22 protein-coding genes are annotated in these 18,099 nt (G+C 39.3%); 21 read left to right on the forward strand and 1 reads right to left on the reverse strand.

Going from position 1 to position 18,099, the window contains the following annotated elements:
• Positions 1-23: 23 nt before the first annotated feature.
• From LJD61_RS11535 to LJD61_RS11570, 8 genes are all read left to right on the forward strand, one after another.
• Positions 24-302 carry a hypothetical protein gene (locus tag LJD61_RS11535; RefSeq protein ID WP_255227691.1) on the forward strand — a complete coding sequence of 93 codons (279 nt, stop codon included), beginning with the start codon at positions 24-26 and terminating at the stop codon, positions 300-302.
• Positions 303-368: 66 nt separating this feature from the next.
• Positions 369-1,274 (forward strand): GNAT family N-acetyltransferase, encoded by a 906-nt coding sequence (locus LJD61_RS11540; protein WP_255227692.1) that lies wholly within the window; start codon positions 369-371, stop codon positions 1,272-1,274.
• Between the two features lie 40 nt (positions 1,275-1,314).
• Positions 1,315-2,673: a serine hydrolase gene (locus tag LJD61_RS11545; RefSeq protein ID WP_255227693.1), complete on the forward strand. Its 1,359-nt coding sequence runs from the start codon at positions 1,315-1,317 to the stop codon at positions 2,671-2,673.
• Between the two features lie 38 nt (positions 2,674-2,711).
• The gene (locus LJD61_RS11550; protein WP_255227694.1) at positions 2,712-2,849 is read left to right on the forward strand and encodes a hypothetical protein; all 138 of its coding nucleotides are present in this window, start codon (positions 2,712-2,714) and stop codon (positions 2,847-2,849) included.
• A 76-nt stretch (positions 2,850-2,925) separates the two neighbouring features.
• On the forward strand, positions 2,926-3,198 hold the full coding sequence (locus LJD61_RS11555; RefSeq protein WP_255227695.1) for a hypothetical protein: 273 nt from the start codon (positions 2,926-2,928) through the stop codon (positions 3,196-3,198).
• Entirely contained in the window at positions 3,192-3,542 is a 351-nt protein-coding gene (locus LJD61_RS11560) for a type II toxin-antitoxin system PemK/MazF family toxin (RefSeq protein ID WP_255227696.1), read from the forward strand. Before LJD61_RS11555 ends, LJD61_RS11560 begins: the two co-directional genes overlap by 7 nt.
• 38 nt (positions 3,543-3,580) lie before the next feature.
• Positions 3,581-4,165, forward strand: a complete 585-nt coding sequence (locus tag LJD61_RS11565; RefSeq protein WP_255227697.1) for a hypothetical protein — start codon at positions 3,581-3,583, stop codon at positions 4,163-4,165.
• A gap of 152 nt (positions 4,166-4,317) precedes the next feature.
• The gene (locus tag LJD61_RS11570; protein WP_255227698.1) at positions 4,318-6,027 is read left to right on the forward strand and encodes an ABC transporter ATP-binding protein; all 1,710 of its coding nucleotides are present in this window, start codon (positions 4,318-4,320) and stop codon (positions 6,025-6,027) included.
• A 337-nt stretch (positions 6,028-6,364) separates the two neighbouring features.
• On the opposite strand, the gene LJD61_RS11575 is transcribed toward LJD61_RS11570, so the two are convergent.
• Positions 6,365-7,078 carry a Crp/Fnr family transcriptional regulator gene (locus LJD61_RS11575; protein ID WP_255227699.1) on the reverse strand — a complete coding sequence of 238 codons (714 nt, stop codon included), beginning with the start codon at positions 7,076-7,078 and terminating at the stop codon, positions 6,365-6,367.
• A gap of 257 nt (positions 7,079-7,335) precedes the next feature.
• Here LJD61_RS11575 and LJD61_RS11580 point away from each other — a divergent pair, with 257 nt between their 5' ends.
• Genes LJD61_RS11580 through LJD61_RS11640 form a run of 13 tightly spaced genes read left to right on the forward strand, consistent with a single transcriptional unit; the run spans position 7,336 to position 17,940 of the window.
• Positions 7,336-7,611 (forward strand): BMC domain-containing protein, encoded by a 276-nt coding sequence (locus tag LJD61_RS11580; protein WP_255227700.1) that lies wholly within the window; start codon positions 7,336-7,338, stop codon positions 7,609-7,611.
• A gap of 40 nt (positions 7,612-7,651) precedes the next feature.
• On the forward strand, positions 7,652-9,106 hold the full coding sequence (locus tag LJD61_RS11585; RefSeq protein WP_255227701.1) for an aminotransferase class V-fold PLP-dependent enzyme: 1,455 nt from the start codon (positions 7,652-7,654) through the stop codon (positions 9,104-9,106).
• Between the two features lie 8 nt (positions 9,107-9,114).
• The gene (locus LJD61_RS11590; protein ID WP_255227702.1) at positions 9,115-9,399 is read left to right on the forward strand and encodes a EutN/CcmL family microcompartment protein; all 285 of its coding nucleotides are present in this window, start codon (positions 9,115-9,117) and stop codon (positions 9,397-9,399) included.
• A 1-nt stretch (position 9,400) separates the two neighbouring features.
• Positions 9,401-9,664, forward strand: coding sequence for a BMC domain-containing protein (locus LJD61_RS11595; RefSeq protein ID WP_255227703.1), 264 nt, complete (start codon positions 9,401-9,403; stop codon positions 9,662-9,664).
• Between the two features lie 44 nt (positions 9,665-9,708).
• Positions 9,709-10,335 carry a BMC domain-containing protein gene (locus LJD61_RS11600; protein ID WP_255227704.1) on the forward strand — a complete coding sequence of 209 codons (627 nt, stop codon included), beginning with the start codon at positions 9,709-9,711 and terminating at the stop codon, positions 10,333-10,335.
• A 3-nt stretch (positions 10,336-10,338) separates the two neighbouring features.
• Positions 10,339-11,928 carry a dihydroorotase gene (locus LJD61_RS11605; protein WP_255227705.1) on the forward strand — a complete coding sequence of 530 codons (1,590 nt, stop codon included), beginning with the start codon at positions 10,339-10,341 and terminating at the stop codon, positions 11,926-11,928.
• Between the two features lie 28 nt (positions 11,929-11,956).
• Positions 11,957-12,496, forward strand: coding sequence for a 2-oxoacid:acceptor oxidoreductase family protein (locus LJD61_RS11610; protein ID WP_255227706.1), 540 nt, complete (start codon positions 11,957-11,959; stop codon positions 12,494-12,496).
• Positions 12,497-12,512: 16 nt separating this feature from the next.
• Complete coding sequence (locus LJD61_RS11615) at positions 12,513-12,779, forward strand: 4Fe-4S binding protein (protein ID WP_255227707.1); 267 nt, start codon at positions 12,513-12,515, stop codon at positions 12,777-12,779.
• A complete protein-coding gene (locus LJD61_RS11620; RefSeq protein WP_255227708.1) occupies positions 12,780-13,955 on the forward strand; it encodes a transketolase C-terminal domain-containing protein in 1,176 nt (391 codons plus the stop codon).
• An 18-nt stretch (positions 13,956-13,973) separates the two neighbouring features.
• Positions 13,974-14,879 (forward strand): thiamine pyrophosphate-dependent enzyme, encoded by a 906-nt coding sequence (locus LJD61_RS11625; protein WP_255227709.1) that lies wholly within the window; start codon positions 13,974-13,976, stop codon positions 14,877-14,879.
• An 18-nt stretch (positions 14,880-14,897) separates the two neighbouring features.
• A complete protein-coding gene (locus LJD61_RS11630) occupies positions 14,898-16,346 on the forward strand; it encodes an acetate--CoA ligase family protein (RefSeq protein ID WP_255227710.1) in 1,449 nt (482 codons plus the stop codon).
• A 1-nt stretch (position 16,347) separates the two neighbouring features.
• Complete coding sequence (locus LJD61_RS11635; protein ID WP_255227711.1) at positions 16,348-17,004, forward strand: acetate--CoA ligase family protein; 657 nt, start codon at positions 16,348-16,350, stop codon at positions 17,002-17,004.
• Between the two features lie 27 nt (positions 17,005-17,031).
• Positions 17,032-17,940 (forward strand): DMT family transporter, encoded by a 909-nt coding sequence (locus LJD61_RS11640; RefSeq protein WP_255227712.1) that lies wholly within the window; start codon positions 17,032-17,034, stop codon positions 17,938-17,940.
• The last annotated feature ends 159 nt before the right edge of the window (positions 17,941-18,099 follow it).

The raw sequence follows: 18,099 nt of genomic DNA on the forward strand, positions 1-18,099 counted from the left end.
ACGGCCTTTGGGGCGTTGCTATAATGGAGGTGATAGATATAGAAGCGTTTATTATGGTGGTATTGCTTATAGTGAATATACCTCTGTATAAAATTATTTTTAAGGCCATGTTCAGAGATTCCGACGATTTCAAAGAGTCGGTCAGATACTCGTTTACTCCGGACCTTTTTTCGCTGTTCAGAGGGCAGTATTGGAAGGATCAGATTGGAGAAGCAAAGCTGTCTTTCTTTATTATTGCATGTATCTCAGCCATTGCCTTCGAGTATTTCATTATCAAGGCTGTTATTGGCATATTCGTTTAGCAGAAGTTTTCATATGGGCTGCGCAGGCAGTACAGTAGACTTATAACTTGTGAGGAGGCATATATTATGGAAATAAAATTCAGAAGATATCAAAGTGATGACTTTGATAGGATGCATTCCTTTTTTATCAACAGCAATCATAAGCTGGGATATATCAGAAACTGGACCTTTGATAGGATGAATTTTTCACCATGCTTTGGACAGATTATGCACGACTACACTGAGCACTGGCCCGATGAAATAGGCATATGGGAATATGACAATGGGGAAATAGCGGCTATCGTTTGTTCAGAGGGTGAGGAAAACGGAATAGTTTTTATCAATATTGACGGATTCGACCTACCGAGGGATTTCTACAGGGAGTTGTTCGAGTTTGGAGAAGAAAACATATCCATAATGGATGGGCCAAACAAAACAGTGTGGGTGGAAATTCCCGAGAATGACCCATTGGAAGCAATAGCAAAGGAGAGAGGTTATAGCATAGATTATTCTCTGGCATTTAATATTCTGAAGATGGAAAATGAATTTGATGTCAGCATTCCAGAGGGCTTTAGGATTACAAGCTATAACGAAACTACGGCAGAACAAAAAGCCATTGCTCATGCCAGGGCCTTCGGATATATAGACGAACCCATCTATGTAGAGCGCTCCAAGAGAGCTTTCGAGGCATTGGCTGCCGCAAAGGACTTCCATCCTGAATACGGTGTGTTTATTGTCGCACCAGATGGGGAAATTGCTTCTTTCTGCTGCGTATGGTATGACGAGCTTAATAAATATGTCTCACCTGAGCCAGTAGGTACAATACCTGAATATCAGAAATTAGGACTTGGGCAGGCAGCAGTATATGAGGCACTGAACCGGGTTAAAAGACTTGGTGCTCAATATGCTATCATGGATTCCAACAAAGAATTCTATAAAAGAGTAGGCTTTGTTACAGTAACTAAAATAAACTACTGGAGCAAGGTTCTATAAATTAATCCAACATATTGGGCTGAAGGGGGAAGAAAAAGAATTGAGAAGGACAGGCATTATAAGCGTTGTAATATTGATGATCGGGATGCTTGCTCTATCTGGCTGCAGTGTCAAAACTTCAGGAAGCAATGAAGATTTCTCCGAAAAAGCGGATGAGTATATAGAGGCTTTGAATAATCTTTGCACCCGTGAGAGAATTCACGGGAATATCTTAGTAGCCAAAGGGGGGAAAATATTATTCAGCAAAGGGTATGGTAAGGCGGATTATGATAAGAATATTGAATTCACCGAGGATACTATTTTTCTGATAGGCTCCAACACCAAGCCCATTACAGCCTTAGCTATCATGCAACTGGAGGAAAAAGGACTGCTGAAGCTCAGCGACCCTATATCGAAATATATCCCTTCTCAAGCTGAAGGGGACAAAATAACTATAGAGCATTTGCTGACCCACACTTCAGGCATAAAGAGGGACGCCGAAATCAATTTTCATGAACCTGTTTCTCGGGATGAGTTGATTAATAAAATCGCATCCCAAGCCCTTGACTTTGAACCTGGTACAAGATATCAATACAGCAACGGAGCCTTCAGCCTATTAGCCTGTATAATTGAAAAAGTGTCCGGAGAGACCTACGAAGAGTATTTAAAGAAGAATATTTTTGAGCCTATCGGTATGAAAAATACCGGTGCTGCAGCTTCTAATGCTGAATTTCCTCATATGGCCTCCGGCTATAAGATTTTTGATTCTCATATTGAAAAGGTCACCTCAACAATATATGATGTTTCCGCATTTTTAGGCTCAGGAAATATTTACTCTACCACTAAGGATCTGTATTTATTGTACAAGGCCCTTAACGGTGACATAGTTATAAAAAAGGAAACCATTGAAAGAATGTATGCTCACGGCCACGGATTGGGAGTGGGAGAACTGAATGGATACAAATGGATGGGCTATAACGGGCTTTTAGACAATGGATATTCATCTACAGTAATGAGATTTCCTGACGAAGAGCTAACAGTCATATCGTTGATGAATGTGAGCAATAAAGATAATATAAACCTTAATATGGCTCAAGTCCTATCTTTCATGGCTTTGGGCGAAAAGTACGATTTGCCTGTGAAAAGAGAAAAAATACAATTAGACAAAGAGAAACTGGAGAGATTAAGCGGAAGGTATCTGCTTGACAACGGAAATGTCATGACTGTAAGAAGAGAAGCCAATCATCTTGTTTTGGAGCCTTCAGCAATTAAAAATATACTTATACCATACTCGGAAACTGAATTCTACACGATGGGAAGCGAGTATAGATTGATTAAATTCAATATAGATGCAGAGGGAAAGGTGGAAGGCTTGAATTACAAGGAGTGTGTTTATGAAATAAGAGGTAAGAAGATGTAAATATCGCAACAACTTAGAAGAAACGTGAGGGACAATATTTGAACAAAGGATCAGAGTTTAAAAACGGAGCAAAAGCAGGCATACCTATAGCATTAGGATATATACCCATTGCCATAGCCATCGGCATCATGTCGAAGGCTTCCGGCATTCCAAATATAATAAGCATATTAATGTAGAATAACATTTATATTGTATATCATTATTGTAGATAATATAATATAAATATACAATATGATTTTGGAGTGTGATAGTATGGCTGCAAAAGTCAAGAATTACACATTTTCACTGCCTGTAGAAATGATTGATAAGGTGAGAGAATATGCGGATGATAATTACATCACTTCGATAAATGCAGGTGTGAAGGAAGCTATTGAAGAATATTTAATGAGATTGGAAAAGGAAAAATTAATAAAAGAAATAACAGAAGCATCTAAGGATCCTTTGTTTTTGAAAGATATAGAAGAATGCATACATGATTTTGAAGCCCCTGATGCTGAGACGGCAAGGAGGGCTACTGATTGGTAAAATATCAGTGGAATATTTTCTGGGTACAGCTGGACCCGGTGATTGGCTCGGAGCAAGCAGGGACAAGACCCGTTCTGATTGTATCTGAAGAAGAGATAAACAAGGCTCTGCCGACAGTTACAATTTTGCCAATAACCTCTCAGAAGCCAGGAAGAAAAGTATATTCAATAGAAGCCTTTGTCAGCAAAGATGATTCAGGCTTATCAAAGGATTCCATCGTTATGGCTCATCAAATACGCTGCATATCCAAAGAAAGGCTGAAAGAACAATGCGGTTCAATAGTATCACATAAATTGCAAGAAAACATTAGAAATGCAATGAAAATTTATTTAGATATAATATAGAAGTATGTCACTAGCTAAAATAGAAAGAAGGGAAAAAGATGAATGAAGAATTAGAAAAAATTCAGAAGGCCAGACTAGTTCTTCAAAAAATTGCAAAAGGCATTAATCCTGTAAATGGGGAACAGATTGAACAGGAAAGCTTTCTCAATGATCCCCGAATCATAAGATGCTTTTATTATGTTGCAGAAGTTTTGGATAATGTGGCAAAAGGCGCTTACAGCTCAAGGAGAAGCGGGCCCGGTGCCGCTAAATTTTTTATAACCCCTGAGCAGAAAGCCAGAGTGCAGTTTCCGGAAGGCAAAATAGGGGTCAATGAATTTTCAAAATGCATTAATATGTGCATTGACCTGAATGAAAGCAAGAAGCTGACAGGAGTGGAATTGAACAAGAGGCTGAAAGCTCTCGGGATATTGAGCGAGGAACAGACGGAAGAGGGCAAAACGCGAACGGTTATCAATGATAATTCTAAAAACTATGGCTTCGAAAGCGAAAAAAAGAATTATAACGGTGTCGAATATGAAATGGTTATGATCAATGATAAAGGGAAGCAATATTTGCTTGAGAATATTGAAGAGATAATGAAAGCTGAGATTCCCAGCGAACAAAAAAACAGTGATCAGTGAAAGGGAGTGACTGGCTTGAGAAGAATAAAACGAATTAATTGCTCGGTGCAGTTGATATAATCTGATAGCAGATTGTACCGAGATAATTAAATTTGTTATCAGTCGGCTGCACCGCTTTTTTCGGCATATCAAGACGAAAGAAGGGTACAGGAATGAATGTATTTTATGAAGTTATCAAAAAGAAAAAAAGCTTAATCGTTCTATATATTTTGACAGGAATAGTAATATCCATGCTATCAGCGCTCAGCATCCACTATTTTCAACGGCTATTAGACGGCTTTGGAGCACATGCTTTGAGTGTTTCTACCATTGTGATCTATTCGTTGATAATGGTGGCATCATGTGCAGTAAATTATTTAGATAATCAGCCCGATACAAAAATCCAAAATTTTATTTATCTGGACTTGAAGCTGCTGGCCCTGAAGAAGATGAGCACCATAAACTACCTGGACTATCAGAAGCTTGGAATGGGAAAGCTGGTGCAGCAGATTGAAAACGGAGCAGCAGCAGGCAAAAATATTTTATACGGGTTTTATTTCAATCTGGTCCGGGATATCATCCCTAATGTGATATTGAGCCTTGTGTTTATCGGAATGATAGACCTGCGTATCATGATGCTGGTCATTGCAGGATATGTGATAGTGTTTTTTGTCACGAACCTGATATTGAAGTATTTGTATAAAATCAAAAAAAGTATTCTTATCCATGAAGAGCTTCTCAACAAGTATCTGGTGCGAGGACTTATGGAGCTGGTTGTTTTTAGGGTCAACAAGAGGTTCGGCGAAGAATTGAGAAAATCGGAAAACGCCTCTGAAGAGATCACAGATGCCAAAACAAAAATGGTGATGATACATGAGTTGTTTTTTACAGTATTTGCTCTGCTTGTTATCCTCATCAAGATCATAGTCATAATTTACAGCTTTATAAGCTCGAATTTATCTGTGGGGGAAATCGTAGCATTGATAGCCTTCCTGGATAAAGCATATCAGCCTATAGCAGTCTTCAATGTGCTGTATGTCCAGTATAAGCTTGATAAAGTCGCTTTTGAGCGATATATGGATATCTTGCAGCTCCCCGACGATAAAAATTTGGGCAGCGGAGAAAGCTGTGCTGTTATCGAAGGGGATATACGGTTTGCTGAAGTAGATTTTTCTTATGAAGGCAATGAAATTTTCAAAGGACTATCCTTTCACATCCCACCCAAAAGCACCGCTGCCTTTGTGGGAGAGAGCGGCTCCGGGAAATCTACCATTATCAAGCAGATTGCCGGGTTAATAAAGCCTGATGGCGGAAGGATCGGAATTGACGGCAAGGATCTATCAAAAATGAATTTGCAAAGCTATTATGATTACATCTCCTATACATCCCAGGAATCACCGGTGTTTGACGGCACTCTGAAGGAGAATATCGTGTTTGACAGCATAGTGCCCGAGCAGGATATCATAAATGTGCTGGAGCGAGTAGGATTAAAAGAGTTTTATGAAAACCTGCCAAAGGGACTTGATACACAAATAGGTGAAAGAGGAGTGATGATGTCAGGCGGTGAGCGGCAGCGTCTTGCCCTTGCAAGGCTCTACTTTCAGAAGGCAAGAATAGTGATTTTAGATGAGGCTACCTCTGCCATGGACAATTTGACTGAAGAATATGTGATGGAAAATTTGATGGAATTCTTGAAGGATAGGACTACTATTATTGTTGCCCACCGGCTCAACACTGTAAGAAATGCGGATAATATTTATGTACTTAAACATGGTGAGATTGCAGCTAACGGAAGATTTGAGGATTTGCTGCAAAACAGCAGCTATTTCAAGGAGCTTTGGAATGCAAATTCTCACAACACAGTTGCAGCTATGTATAGTTAAATAAGTAAATGGTATGTATAGATGGCGCTTATATGTATTTTGCTAACAGGCCTTTGCGATGGCTTTGATGAAAACTTCGTAAAGCTGTCACGGACGACAGCTTAGGTTCCACCAGGCAGGAGGCCTGTTTGGAACCGTTGGGAGTTTTCCAAAGGCGAGCAATAGCCCTGCCTGTGACCCTTGCGGTTATCAAAATGCATAACTGTGCTCAGATATACATACCATTCTACTTTGCCCTCTCATATATATCTCTAAGCTTTTCGCCGGTCACTGTTTTTTTGCAGTTCTGGCACAAAGCTTCAGCCAAAGGCAGCCCCCAGCGTTTTACGCTTCAATCTCAATTTTCAAGCAAATAATTACTTAATCTGTTCATATCAATTATAATAACAAAACCTTCATCCTTATCAATTATACCTTTAGATGCCAAATTAAGAAGTATATTTGAAACGGAGACTCTTGAAAGGCCAGTAAGGCTTGCCATTTCCTGATGCGTAAATTTTATGTTCAGTTTATAATAACCCTCAGGGGTTTTAGAGCCATACTGATTAGCAAGGCTTGTCAGGGCATAGCATACTCTGTAGTTTGAATCATTAAAAGAAAGCTGCTTTATTTGCGTTGTAATGAGGCGTATTTTTTTTGACATCATTTTAAGAATACTAAAGGAAAACTCATAATTTTTGCTGAGTTCTTCAATAAACCTGGTCTTTGGTATGCTATAGACAATTGAATATGTGGCAGCGGTAGCACTGCACATATTAGGCATTTCATCTATGGTAGAAAGTTCTCCGAAAAATGTACCCGCTTCGGCAATAAAAAGGCTTCGCTTTTCTCCATTAAAGCCATAAATGTCAAGCCTTACTCTGCCCTTTTTAACCAGATAAACACAGTCAGGATTATCCTGCTGGTGATATATCACTTCATGTTTCTTATACCCTTTTGGAGTGTAATCCTTTGTGATACAGCTCCAGTCAACATAACTCATATCGATCCATGGTGAGCTTCCTTCAATATCAATTTTATTTCTTTTGCTAATCTTACTAATAGTAATCACCTCACAATTATCTCTTAGTAGATTTTAAAACTTTAAAGTCTTGAAATTACTGAGCTTCATTTTTAAATTTTGTATATAAAATTTTTTATATTTTATATATTTGTAAAATGATTTACAGAATTATTATAGCATACCTGATATGATTTTTTTATGGTGCATATGAACAAACTGCCATGCTTGATTGAATTAAGAATACTATTAATGATACTAACGCTAGTGCGTTGTATATGAAATTGTTATAAGAGGAGGAAAAAACAGTGAATTCATATGGTTTTATTGAAACAAAAGGCTTTGTAGGAAGTGTTGAGGCGGCTGACGCCATGGTGAAGGCAGCAAATGTTGAATTGGTGAGACAACTTGAAATTGGCGGAGGCTACGTTACCGTTATTATTAAGGGTGATGTAGGAGCCGTTAAGGCAGCAGTTGATGCCGGTGCAGAAGCAGCTCAAAGAGTTGGAGAGGTTGTATCAGTGCATGTAATTCCAAGACCAAATGAAGGATTGCTTGAAATGTTTTTACCCGAAGCAGAATAATCGGCAATAGCTCTATACAATAAGAAAGGGGTATTATGAGGTGAAAAAATTTTATACCGCACATGATGTAGATTTTTGTGCTTCCAAGGGTGAGAGCATAATTGAAATGAACAGAGAAGATGTTATCACCTCTGTTGCTAAAGAGGCAGCGTTAAAAAAAGGGATAAGATTTGTATACAAAGATGAGAACAACTATGCAGGAAGTGCAGAACCTGTAGTGCAGCTTGAATTTGCACGTGTATCGACACAGCCTACGCCACAGACGGCTTTTGAGTATACAGCCGGCAAATCTGAAAGAAGGAGCTATCCGCAGGTCAAAGCACTTCCCTATAAGGGACTAATCAGTGAAGCAGAAGTTGAAAAATGGAGAGAAGAGTTCCCAATTCTTAAAAATGTAGCCCATTTGGGAAACTGTTCACAAAGTGCTCAATCAAAGAGGGTTTTAGCCTCTATAAACAGATATCTTGAAAACTGGGGCGGCGTGGGAATGGACTGGGATTCATGGTGCCAAGAGGTTGATCAGGCAAAGGCTGAGTTTGCTAAGTTAATAAATGCTGATCCTGATGATATTGCAGTGGCTTCTTCTGTTTCAGACCTGGTAAGCTCAATTGCAAACTCCCTTGACTATACAGGAAAGAGAAAGAAAGTTGTTGTTACAGATGCAGAATTTCCGACTGTTGATCATATATGGCTTGCAAACCAGAGACATGGAGCCAAGGTTGATTTTGTGTCTGTAGATGAAAACCATCAGATCGATATAAGCGAATATGAAAGATACATCGATGAAAATACATTATTAACATCCATTACACAGGTTTATTACTTAAATGGATTTAAGCAAGACATTGCAAAGATTGCAGAAATAGCCCACAGAAAAGGTTCGCTTATTTTGGTTGACTCTTATCAGAGTTTAGGCACAGATCCTGTAGATGTTAAGGCAATGAATATTGATATCTTGGTTTCAGGCTGCCTCAAATATTTATTTGGTATTCCGGGAATAGCCTTTATGTATATAAATAAAAAGCTTATTCAGGACTTAAAGCCTTCTGTGACAGGTTGGTTCGGACAGGCAAATCCATTTCTATTCCAGACGAGATACTTGGATTGGGCAAATAAAGCAAGCCGTTTCGATACTGGAACGCCGCCTGTGCTTAATGCTTATGCGGTTAGAGCAGGCCTTGAAATCATTAACGAGGTTAATCCGGCAAGAATCAAAGATAGAATTGATATGCTCAGTGCTTATGCGCTAAACGGAGTTCTTGAAAGAGGGCTTACAACATTAAGTCCATTTGATGTAAGCATGAAGGGCAGCACGACGGCTGTTGTCTGCGGACATAAGGTTGATTCGCATACCATGGAAGGTCTTTTAAGGAAGAAAAACGTTATTGGTTCAGGCCGCGGAGATGTAATCAGAATAGCACCTCACTTTTATACAAAACCAGAAGAAATTGATTATGCTTTAGATTGCATCAAGAGCATTCTGGATGGGAAGTAGGTGTTAGTATGTATATCTGTAAAGTTCAAGGTAAATTTGTTTCCACCATTAAGAATAAAGCTTTGATAGGCTATAGTATGGTAACTTTACAAAGACTAAATAAATTTGGAAATCTTACCGGCGAATTTATGGTGGCGGTTGATACTATAGGCTGCAGTGTGGGGGAAGTTGTTTTGGTAGCAACAGGCTCCGGTGCAAGGGCAGCGTTGGATGACACTAATTCGCCTGTGGATTTGGCAATTATAGGGATAGTCGATTCGTGTGATTTTATTAAACAGAGGGAGGAAATATGATATGAAATCAAAGGGATTTATTGAGACTAAAGGTTTGGTTGCAGCTATTGAGGCAGCAGATGCTATGGTTAAAGCAGCTAATGTTGAAATAATAGGAAAAAAGCTAATCGGAGGCGGACTTGTAACAGTTATCGTCGAGGGTGACGTTGGAGCCGTTAAGGCCGCTGTTGATGCTGGTGCCGCTGCAGCTCAAAAGGTAGGAGAGCTTATAAGCGTTCATGTAATTGCAAGGCCAAACCCTGAAACAGAAGACTTTCTTAAATAATTAATTTTCGGCGGGATTATTGCGCTGTAGGAGAGGATTAGGCTATGAAAGAAAAATTAGATCTTAGGACCTTTATAATTGTTGATAATATGCAGCCACAGTATGCCGCTATTACAGGAACTGTTGCAAAGGGCGATATACCTTTGGCAGGCATGAGTGAACTATATATAGAATTAGCCCCTGGAAGCGGAGTTTACAATCTCCTTAATATAGCATTAAAGCAGACAAATGCCAAACCGGGATTTCAGATAGTGGAAAGAGAATACGGCGAAATTGAACTTCACTCCTATTCACCTGAGGATATAAAGCAGGCAGGACAGGCAATTCTTGATGCCTGCGGACTTGATATGACAGACAGAATAAAGCCAAGAGTTGTTTCCGAACAGATTATTTCAAATACAGACCCTTACCAGGCTCAGCTTATCAATCGTGACGGACGATTAGGATCAATACTTGTTCCGGGGGAAAGTCTTTTTATAATGGAGGTTGAACCTGCAGCATATATTTCCATTGCTGTAAATGAGGCAGAGAAAAATGCTCAGGTTAAGGTTGTTACCTTCGATCCGGTAGGACGTTTCGGAAGGATGTATATTTCGGGCTCGGAGTCTGAGGTCAGAGCAGCGAGAGAAGCTGCGCTTGCTGCAATAGAAAATGTAGAAGGCAGGCAATAACCTATGGAACGCGACATTTTTGCATCATACATAAAAAGCTTGGCAAGGGTTAACAGCAGTGAAGAGGAAACAAAAACATATTCTGCACAATCCGTATCTTTAACACAGGATAAAGAATCTATAAACATTTTAAGAGAAATAAGTTCAAAATTAGATAAGCTTGACAAATTAACTATATCCCAGCCTGTAGGAGCAGCGCCTATAGCTGCGTCACAGCAGCATACCGTATCTTACAGCTCGGTTAATGTTGATATTGCAGTTATTAATGGTATGGTTGTCCTGCCGGACAACGGAATTTTTGCTATGAATGTTTATATTAAGGATGGAAAAATTCATTCTATTGGAAGCGACAATTCAATAACAGCGGCAAAAACAATTGATGCCACAGGAAAGTATGTAATGCCGGGAATAATTGACCCTCATGTTCATTTGGGGCTTTTTGCTCCTTTTGAAACAGAAATTGTAACAGAAACAAAATCAGCTCTTATGGGTGGTATAACAACAATAGGCTGTTATTTTGGAGGAGAGAAATCACATTTCACATCCTTTCCCCAAATAATGGAGGATATTCAGAGGCTTTCCCATATAGACATTATCCCTCATCTGGTTATTTCAAATCATGAGCAAAAAAGTGAAATTCCCGATTATGTAAATCATCTGGGAATAACATCCTTTAAGATTTACATGAACGGTATTCCGGGACTTATCCCGGATGTGGATGACGGATTTATACTTGATGTTTTTGATGAAATGAAAAAGAGCGGTAAGAACTGTGTGCTTTGCGCCCATGCTGAAAATCGTTACATTGTGAGACGTGCCAACGCTAATACAAGGGAAGAAAAGGGTGAAAACGCTACAGTTTTTGACTGGGCGGATACCCATCCGGACATGGCCGAAGAGGAAGCTGTAATCAGGCTTTCATATTTGGCTGAAAAGAGCAGAGTTCCTGTTTATTTTGTGCATATGTCATCAAAGGCTGCTATCAACAGATTAAGAAATATCAAGCCCAAAAACAAATATGTTAATGTTGAGACAACAAGTCCATACCTTTCAATTGCAAAGCAGCATATTACAGGAAATGAGTTCAAAATGGAGCCGCCTTTCAGAGATGCTGAGGATATGGAAGAGCTTTGGAAGGCTTTAGAGGATGGGGTTGTTGATACTATAGGAACAGATAACGTAACTCAGACAAAAACAGAAAAAAACAATGATGCATCTATGTGGGAGGCAGTTCCCGGCTATCCCGCACTGGAAACTCATCTGCCGTCAGTGCTAAATGAGGGTGTTGTAAAAAGAGCAATACCTGTTGAAAAGGTTATTGCTCATATGACAAAGAAGCCTGCAGAGACCTTCGGAGTATATCCAAGGAAGGGGACAATACTTCCGGGAAGCGATGCAGACGTAGTAATAGTTGATATGAATATGGCAAAAGAGGTCAAAGCAGGCCAGTTGAATTCACGCTCAGACTTCTCAATTTTTGAGGGAAGAAGATTGCAGGGATGGCCTGTTACAACAATTAAAGACGGTAAAGTAGTTGTTGAAAACGGTGCCTTTGCTGCAAATCTTTCCACAGGAAAGTGCCTTATGAGATAAGCCAAGGGATTAAAAGGAGGTAATGACTTTGAAGGAAATAAGAATACACGGAAGAGGAGGAATGGGTTCCGTTAAAGCTGCTGAAGCATTGGTATATGCCGCAGTTATGGATGGTAAATATGGGAATTCCATTCCTTTTTTCGGATTTGAAAGGCAGGGTGCTCCTGTTACTGCTTTCGTAAGAATCAGCTCGGACCCTATCAGACCCAAAAACAGAGTCTATAACCCTGATATAGTAATAGTTCTTGACCCTACTATCATGAATGCTGTTGATGTCTTTGAGGGAATCAAGGAGAACGGTACGCTGGTATTGAACACAACACATAAGCCTGAGGACTTAAAACTGCCTGAAAACGTTAAGACAGTCGCATTTGTTGATGCTACGGCAATCGCTTTGCAAATTATTGGAAAGCCCATTACAAATACAGTTATGTTGGGCGCTTTCTGCAAGGCAACAGGACTTGTTTCAATTGATGAGATTGCCAAAAAGGTTGAGGAGCTTTGGGGGCATAAGAACAAAGAAGCTTTATACAAGGGCTATGATGAAGTCCAGGTTACAGAACTTTAATTAAGGGGAGAAAAAAATGCAATTTAAAAGTAAATATATAGTTCCCATAGGAGCAGATGGAATTCATGTTTTAAATACAGGTGACTGGAGAACACAGCGACCGGTTATGAATTATGACAAATGTATAAAATGCGGTATGTGTTTCTTATACTGCCCTGTTAACTCGATCAATAAGATCAACGGTAAATTTGTGATTTCATATGATTATTGCAAGGGCTGCGGCATATGTGCCCATGAATGTCCTAAAAAGGCAATTGACATGGTACCGGAGGAGGGAAAATAAATGCAGAAATTAGACGTTTTAAATGGCAATAAGGCTGCTGCCATTGGAGCATCACTTGCAAGACCCGGAGTTATTGCAGCTTATCCTATTACACCGCAAACACCGGTTGTTGAATACTTGACAGAGTTTGCTGCAAACGGTGAAATTGATGCGGCTATGAGTGAAGTTGAATCAGAGCTTTCAGCTATGAGCGTAGTTACGGGAGCATCACTTGCAGGCTCAAGAACATTTACGGCTACTGCTTCTCAAGGTCTTGCTCTTATGTATGAGCCGTATTTCAGAGCTTCTACACTAAGACTCCCTATAGTTATGGCTATAGTTAACAGAGAAATGATTTCTCCACAGAGTGTTTGGGGCGGACAGCAGGATTCTATGAGTGTCAGAGATGCAGGCTGGCTTCAGATTTATGCTGAGGATAACCAGGAAATCCTTGACCTTATTGTTCAGGCATTTAAGATTGCCGAGGATAAGAGAGTCCTTCTTCCGATCAATATATGCTTTGACGGTTTTTATCTTTCACATATGACAGAAAAGGTTTTTATTCCTGAACAGGAGAAGGTTGATGGATTTTTAGGCATATATAAGCCTGAGCATGTTTTACTTGATCCTGAAAGGCCTATGGCAGTTGATCCTCTTACAAACGGTGATCTCTTAATAGAATACAGATACAAACATTTAAAGGCACAGCAAGATGCTCTTAAGGTTATTGATGAGGTTGATAGAGCATATGGAGAATTGTTCGGGAGAACATACGGCGGAGCAATTGAAGAATATCGAATGGAGGACGCCGAATACGCTATCGTAACAACAGGCTCTATGTCAGGTGCGGCTAAGGAGGCTGTTGACCTTAAGCGAGCAGGGGGCATCAAGGCAGGCCTTGTAAGAATGAGAATGATAAGACCATTTCCTAAAGCCAGAGTTTGCAAGGCATTGGCTAAGGTTAAATCTTTTGGCGTTGTTGACAAGAACGTATCCTTTGGATGGGATACAGGTATTGTTTACCAGGAGGTTAAATCAGCTCTTTATGAGGGTGACAATCATGTTCCTTCCGTTCCTATTATCGGAGGACTTGGAGGAGAGGACATCTCTATTAAGATGATGATGTACTCAATCGATGCTATTGTTAAGGCAACAGAAGAGAAAAAGAATAGAGAAACTATCTGGCTGATGGTATAAGAAGGGTAGGTGCAAAGAATGAACGTAATAGATAAATTAGCCGCAATGGAGGATATGGTTTCACCGGGTATATCTGCCTGTGTAGGCTGTAATGTTGAGTTAACATTAAGAACATGTATGAAGGTTTTGGGGCCAAACACAATTTATGCTGTACCGCCGGGATGTATGGGCGGCGTTGGTGTTGTAGGCTGGGATAAGGAATCAGGTTCAAAGATCCCTGTGTTTTTCCCGCTTTTGGATAATGTAGCCTCTATGCTTACAGGCATTAAAATGCATTATGAAAGGATTGGCAGAAAGGTTAATGTTGTTGCTTTTGCAGGTGATGGCGCAACAACTGATGCGGGTATGCAGTGCCTTTCAGGTGCGGCAGAAAGAGGAGATAAACTGATTTATATATGCTATGACAACGAAGGCTATATGAACACAGGTTATCAACGAAGCAGTGCTACTACAAAATATTCATGGACAACAACAACTCCTGTAAGTGATAAAGGCAGAGGCGGAAAGAGACAGCACAAGAAGGATTTTCCGATGGTTATGGCTATGCATGACATTCCGTATATGGCAACATGCTCACCTGCTTTTATTCCTGATATGGTTGCTAAGCTTGAAAAGGCCATAGAGGCTTCCGAAAGAGGTCTTGCATATATTCACGTGTATAATCCATGCCTTACTGGATGGGGAATTAAACCAGATACAAGTATTGAGGTTTCAAGACTTGCTGTTGAAACTAACTTTTTCCCGCTTTATGAGGTTATAGATGGTAAATTTTTTATTAGTAAGGAATACAAGGAACCTAAGCCTGTTAAGGAATATCTTAAGCATATGAAGAAGTTCAAGCATTTGAACGATGATGAAATCGAGGAAATTCAGAAATTGGCAGACAAGAAGTGGCACAGGCTTAAACAGCTGGTTACTTTATAAGAAAGGATAAGCTGAATAATGAGTAATAATTTGGATGCTTTATTTAATCCCCGGAATATCGCGGTGGTTGGAGCGAGCTCTAACCCTCTCAAAGCGGGATATATAATACTTGATAATTTATTAAGCATTGGTTATCCGAAAAAAATATTTCCTATTAATGTTTCTGAGAAGGAAATATTGGGAATTAAATGCTATAAAAAGCTTTCAGAGGTAGAGGAAAAGGTTGAATTGGTTATTCTTATTACTCCTTCAGAAATAATTTTTGACATTATGACTGATTTGGAGATAAGAATGAAAAAGAAAAACGATGTTAAGGTTATCGTTTGTGCGGCAGCAAACTATGGAGAAACTAAGACTCCTGAAGGTATAAGAAGACAGGATTGCCTTATAAACACAGCAAAGCAATACGGTATTCGTGTTGTAGGCCCTAATTGCATTGGCATCATTGATAACATCAACCGTGTTGATACAACGTTTGTTGAAACACTGTTACCAAAGGAAAGCAGAGGGAAAAAGGGTGGAATAAGCTTCATTTCTCAAAGCGGTGCCCTAGCTGCCTCAATCCTTATGATGGGTGCTTCACAACCTGCACCTATTTCAATGAATAAGTTTATTTCAATAGGTAATATGGCCGATGTTGACTTCATAGATCTTCTTGAATATTTCGAGCAGGATGAAGATACAAAGGTTATAGGTATGTACATGGAGGGTTATCCTGATGGAAGAAAGCTTATTGATACTCTTGCAAGAATCGCCAAGAAAAAGCCTATTATTGTTCTCAAAGTAGGCAGAAGCGAAATCGGTGCTAAGGCGGCTAATTCTCATACAGGCTCATTAGCCGGTGCGGATGCGGTTTATGATGCAGCTTTTCGTCAATATGGGATCATAAGAGTATATACAATAGAGGAAATGATGGATACACTGCAGTCCCTTGATAGCGGAATTCTTCCTAAGGGCAATAATGTGTTTATTCTTACACAGGCAGGGGGGCCCGGTATTTATTGTACTGATGCCTATATGGACGAAAAGATATTAAAGCTCCCGGTGGTAGAGGAAAAGACAAAAAAGAAATTAACAGAAATTCTTCCGGATATGGCTAATGTCTGCTCACCGGAAGGCTATGCGGATATTACAGCGGCGGCTAATGTATATCATCATGTTGAGAGTCTTCGTACGGTTATGGATGATGACGGCGTTGACAGTGTTATATTTATAACTGTCGTGCCAACATTTCTTCCAAGGAAGGAGCTGGCGGAAGGGCTTGTCAAGCTTTTGAAGAATGAGGGTTATGCGAAGAAAAAACCGGTTTATATTTGTATTATGGCGGGGAATTATGTTTGGGAGTGCAGAAAAATACTGGAGGAAAACGGTATCAGAACATATAATACGCCTGCACACTGCGTTAAGGCGGCGGCGCATATGGTTGAATATAAATGGTTTTTAGATAGCGTGAGAGGAGTGGAATAACATGAGTAAATTTTTAAATGAATTGGATGCAAGAAATCTTCTCTCTCAATATGAAATTCCTATGGCAAAAAGTTTCCTATCAAAAACAATTGAGGAAGCAAAGGAAGCTGCCAAAAAGCTTGAGCTGCCTGTCGTTATGAAAATATTATCGTCAGATATTATACATAAAACAGAGGCAGGCTGTGTATTTGTAGGCGTTAAAACAGAGGAAGAGGTTGAAGAGGCTTTCACTAAAATATGTGATAATGCCAATCACTATAAACCAGATGCAAAAATTGACGGAGTTCTTATTCAGGAGATGGCACCTGCAGGGCTTGAGGCTATTATTGGTATGAAGAAGGATCCACAGTTTGGGCCTGTTATTATGGTGGGAAGCGGAGGCATTTATGTTGAGGTTTTCAAGGATGTTGCATTGAGACTCCTTCCTATTACAAGACTTGATGCAAGCAAAATGTTGACTGAAACAAAGCTTTCACAAATTATAAATGGTGCAAGGGGTACCGTTTATGACAAGGAGACTCTTATTAACACACTGCTGAAGTTATCAAATTTAATAATAGAAAATCCGACAATAGAAGAAATAGACATTAATCCTTTCTTTCTCTATGAAGAAGGTAAGGGCGCAAAAGGTGTAGATGCTCTTATAAAGCTGGCATAAGTTTACAACATAAAGGATGTATTTTTTATGAAAACTAAGAAAGCTTTACCTTATATTGCGGGACTAGCAATGGCAATGATATTTGGGTTGTCCTTTCTCTTCAGCAAGCAGGGGCTTGAGAGCCTAACTCCCATGGTGCTTTTAGGATACCGCTTCGGTATTGCAGCTCTTGTACTGACAGTACTTCAACTTTTTAAGGTTATAAAGGTTGATTTTAAGGGCAAGCCCATTAAGGGCGTTGTTGCATTGTCAGTATTTTATCCTGCCATTGCTTTCAGTTTTGAGACAACAGGTCTTAAATTTATCTCAACATCTCAAGCTGGAATAATGGTATCTATCATGCCTATATTCGTTATGATTTTTGGTATTTTGATTTTGAGGGAGCATCCTACAACTATACAAAAATTATTTATAGCATCTTCTGTGGCAGGGGTGCTTATAACTGTAGTCTTTGCCAAAAGCTCAGGCAAAAACGATAATTTTACAGGGCTTATACTGATTCTGATTTCTATTGTTTCTGGGTCTATACATAATGTTCTTTCCAGAAAATATTCAAAATATTTTACTCCGATTGAAATTACATTTTCAATGATTTGTCTGGGAGCTGTATTTTTTAATTTCATTGGGGTTATTCAAGGCGTTATTGCAGGCAATCTTTTAAAAAGCTATATAGCACCTTTTACATCGGCAAGCGCAATGGGAGCAGTAGCTTATCTGGGAGTTTTTGCTTCAGTTATAGCATTTTTTTGTATGAATTTTATGCTTTCAAAGCTTCTTGCCGTAAATGCTGCTGTTTTTACAAATCTTGCAACGGTTATATCAATCATTGCCGGGGTAGCTATAATGCGCGAGAAGCTTTGCTGGTATCAAATTGCAGGTGGTATTTTAATCATTATCGGTGTTCTTGGAACTAATTTTTATGGCACAGATATTTAAATAAAACCACGTATTATTTAAATATTGTGGATTATTCAAATATTATGTAAATATTTTATGTTTTGTAAAGTAGTTTACAGATTTTATAATTTCAATAACATATCATAACCATATAAATTAATTAATTTTAGATGCCGAGATTCGAGCAAATATGATTTA

Origin of the sequence: Lutispora saccharofermentans, from assembly GCF_024363565.1 — a bacterium.
Classification (GTDB): Bacteria; Bacillota; Clostridia; order Lutisporales; family Lutisporaceae; genus Lutispora; species Lutispora saccharofermentans.